We start from the raw sequence: 3,755 nt of genomic DNA, 5'->3' as shown, positions 1-3,755 counted from the left end.
AAAAGCAAAAAAGCTTTATGACGAAGCAAAAACACTGCAAATAAAAGCATTTAAAGATATAAAAGCTGGCCGTGATATAGATATAGGGCCGTTTAGAGAACTGGCAAGTGGCTTTATGGATTCTGTTTTTAGAAATCAAGATGCCCTAGCCTGCCTTACCCAAATGCGCCAAAAAGATGCCTACCTACTTGAGCACTCAATTAATGTATCAATATTAATGGGTATTTTTGCAAAACACTTAAATATAGAGAAAGACACTATTGTTGAGCTGACTACCGGCGCACTATTACACGACATTGGTAAAATAAAAATCCCTGATGAAGTGCTAAACAAACCTGGGCGCTTTACAGACGACGAATTTAAAATAATGAAAATGCATTCGCTTTTCAGTAAAGAGATATTAGAAGACTCTGGGTTAACAGGGATCGCGGTAGATATTGCAGGTATGCACCACGAAAGACTCGATGGTAAAGGCTACCCGTTTGGTAAAAAAGGTGACGAGATAAGTCAGTATGTGCGTATGGCGTCAATTGTAGATGTTTATGATGCACTTACCGCAGAACGTGTTTATAAAGCAGGCATGGAGCCAATAAAGGCGTTTAAAATATTAAAAGACGGGTGCCCTGATAGCTTTGATACTGTGCTGCTTAATAAATTTATTCAATGTATTGGCATCCATCCGGTAGGAACGCTTGTAAGGTTATCGAGTCAAAGAGTCGGTTTGGTCACCGAGAGTAATCCGGGGGCACCACTAAAACCTGTCGTTAAAACATTTTACAGCGCTAAGCATAGCCGCTACACCGAAGTAAAAGATATTGATTTATCTAATAAAAAAACTGTAGACACTCTTGAGTCAGCGATTAAACCTAAAGAATATAACATTGATTTAGAACGCTTTTATAAAAATTCAATATTATCCTAAGCACTATTGAGAGCTCAATATTCTACCGAGCTCTCAACATGATAACTAAGCGCTTACTGCGGCCAGTCTTGCAAAGCTTTTAAGCTAAACTCATAACCATCAAAATCTAGCACACTTTGCTCAGGTGTAATTTCTGTGACTGTTAGAGCTCCTATGCTTTCTCCTTCGTGTAATTCTCGGCCATTTAGCTTGATCCAACGTTTATCAGCACTCGATGAATATATATGCGCTTGATATTTAATACTAGGTAACATTGATTGCAAACCATCAGGTAATAACTCAACAGGCTCAACACGTGATGACGTTTTTGACGCTTGAGTAACTTCATAATCTTGGTTTTTTTCGACATCTTGTATAGCTTGCGCAAATGCATTTTTAAGAGTTGTAGGCACAGCATCAAGCTCAGGGTCACTCGTCTGTTGAGATTGGGTGCTGCCATTAATTGGCTTACCCAATACTTTATATTTACTCATATCAAGTTGAGCCGATGCGGTATTTTGATTTTGCCCAAATACCGCAGTGTTTTGTGCATTATTTGGATTGTAATTACTTTGTGGGTTAAACGCTGGCTGATTATAATTTTGAACAGGCATTACTTGTTGCATGTTTTGCTGATTATAACCTGCTGCGCTCGTGACCTGGCTCGACGGCATAGGAATATACTGACCATTTGGGGTTAATAACATTTGCTGTACACCATTGGGGGTTTGCACATGCACAAGTTGCCCTTCAATCGTTGCAGTATTTGTTGGAGCTACTTTAGCAGGCTCCAACTTAGCTACTTGCTGTTTTTCAGCTTCAGCATCTTCCTCTTTAACGTCTTTGTTAGGCGATGATTTTTCGCTTTCCACCACCTTAATTACAGCGGGTTCCGCTGCGTTTAATAAAGTCGTACTTTGAAACCACTTTCCGGCGGTAAAGCCACCCGCTACCGCAATAAAAGCAGCTAAGCTTGTACCAAATACTAATGCTAATCGTCTATAACGCTTAAGTGCTTGCTGTTGCTTTAACTGCTCAGATTGTAAGTCGTACTGTTCAGCACTCATATCTGATTGCTGCGACTGCTTTAGCGCATCTAATAAATAAGACATAACTTACCTAACTATAAAATAAATGAAAGCCCAATGCCTACGGCAAATAAAGCAGCGAATGCAAGGCTATAGGGTACAAATGACGTTGCTTTGTTAGCTTCGTTAACCGGTGCGACAAAATCCATGGGTAATGACTCATGGGCTGATTTTTTTATTATATCGCTATCAACTATCAACTGCTGCTTTGCAAAAGTCCCAACTAAAGCACGCTCACAGACCAAGTTCATTAATCGTGGCACACCGCCAGTTAATTGATGAACAGCTTGCATGGCATTCATCGAAAAGATTCCTTTATCACACCCTGCAATATGTAACCGATGCTTTATGTAAGCGACTGTTTGGCCTTGCGTAAGTGGTAATAAATGGTAACGAGCCGTTATCCTCTGGGCAAGTTGCCTTAATTCGTTGCGCTTCAAAAGTTCTTGCAGCTCTGGTTGACCAACCAATACTATTTGTAATAATTTTTTATGATCGGTTTCTATATTTGTCAGCAAACGTAATTGCTCAAGCACGTTAGGGGCAAGTAATTGTGCTTCGTCAATAATAAGTATAGTGTGCCCGCCCGATTTATTATTAGTCTCTAAATGCTTTTTTATAATATCGGTAAGACTTTTAAGCGTCGCATTATGAACATCGTAACTAATGTTGAGCTCATCACAAATACTGGCTAATAACTCCAGCTCTGAAAGCGCTGGATTATGGATCATCGCTACTTGAGTGTTTTCAGGAAGCTGCTCTAACATACTGCGGGTAATTGTTGTTTTACCTGTACCTACTTCACCTGTTAATAATACAAAACCACCGTCTTCACCTAATCCATAGGTAAGGTGTGCTAAGGCTTCTTTATGTCGTTCACTTAAAAATAAGTAATGAGGGTTGGGCGAGATCGAAAAAGGTTTTTCGTTCAGGCCAAAATAGCTTAAATACACCGTGATGTTCCTTCGTAATTAAATCACGGCCTATAATGGCAAAAAAATGCGCTGAGTGACAACGTTGTAAGCGCTTTATTATTGAAATAACGTAAATTTATGTAAAACAAAAAAGTGCAGCTGTTTTAAGGCTGCACTTTTGTCTGTCTAATCTTAGTATGCATTTTACTCTTCGTAGCGCACTAACCGTAAATACACATTACTGGTTTTAGCATGTAAGCTATTCAACCCACTATCAAATTGATAAACCCACGCTGAGCTCATTGTGCTTACACCCGATGTATTTGACCAATAGTTTTGAAGCTTAGTGCCCAAAAATACGTCTTCATTAATACTCGGCTCTGTGCAACTGTGCTCTAAAATACTCGCCAATTCTTTAATGTTAGGCATTTGCCAATCATCGTAATCTGCGGTTGTATCATTTTTAGCACCGCGTAGTGCCTCTTGCCAAGTAAGAGAAGGTGTTGAACCTTCACAAAGTTGTGTCTCTGTATTATAAGTTTGCCCATAACTACAGCGTTGCCACATAAGGCCTGTTTCACTATCAGACACTGTGCCATCTGCATTTATGGTAAATCTATCTGTCGGTGTTGTGGTATCTGCACCGTCGTAGCACGTTTGCGCCGCTGCAATATTAAAGCTCAAACTTATAGTTGCTAGTGCATAGAGTAATTTAAATTTCATTATTTTCTCCTAACGACTTCTAACTAAACGTACATAAGCAGTATTTTCTTTTGGATAAGCAAGGTCGTTACCATCACTCATATCAATGATATACGCTTGAGATAAACTGGTACCATCAGCTGCTGTTTG

The 3,755-nt window shown here is 39.5% G+C and carries 5 protein-coding genes; 1 reads left to right on the top strand and 4 read right to left on the bottom strand.

The window, feature by feature from the left end; translation table 11 throughout:
• On the top strand, positions 1–922 hold a 922-nt coding region (locus H5072_RS14160; protein WP_182693883.1), incomplete at its 5' end, for an HD-GYP domain-containing protein.
• A 53-nt stretch (positions 923–975) separates the two neighbouring features.
• Here H5072_RS14160 and H5072_RS14155 read toward each other — a convergent pair.
• The 4 genes from H5072_RS14155 to H5072_RS21240 all read right to left on the bottom strand — a co-directional run.
• Positions 976–2,013: a general secretion pathway protein GspB gene (locus H5072_RS14155; protein ID WP_165723572.1), complete on the bottom strand. Its 1,038-nt coding sequence runs from the start codon at positions 2,011–2,013 to the stop codon at positions 976–978.
• An 11-nt stretch (positions 2,014–2,024) separates the two neighbouring features.
• Positions 2,025–2,942 carry an AAA family ATPase gene (locus H5072_RS14150; RefSeq protein ID WP_182693882.1) on the bottom strand — a complete coding sequence of 306 codons (918 nt, stop codon included), beginning with the start codon at positions 2,940–2,942 and terminating at the stop codon, positions 2,025–2,027.
• A 165-nt stretch (positions 2,943–3,107) separates the two neighbouring features.
• Positions 3,108–3,626, bottom strand: a complete 519-nt coding sequence (locus tag H5072_RS14145) for a DUF1566 domain-containing protein (RefSeq protein WP_024596877.1) — start codon at positions 3,624–3,626, stop codon at positions 3,108–3,110.
• Positions 3,627–3,635: 9 nt separating this feature from the next.
• A partial coding sequence (locus tag H5072_RS21240; RefSeq protein ID WP_259395956.1) for a DUF1566 domain-containing protein occupies positions 3,636–3,755 on the bottom strand: 120 nt, incomplete at its 5' end.

It is taken from the genome of Pseudoalteromonas sp. SR45-5 (assembly GCF_014163565.1).
In the GTDB taxonomy this organism is placed as follows: Bacteria; Pseudomonadota; Gammaproteobacteria; order Enterobacterales; family Alteromonadaceae; genus Pseudoalteromonas; species Pseudoalteromonas distincta.
Note: the sequence above shows the minus strand (reverse complement) of the source record. Positions and strands in the feature narration are given on the sequence as shown.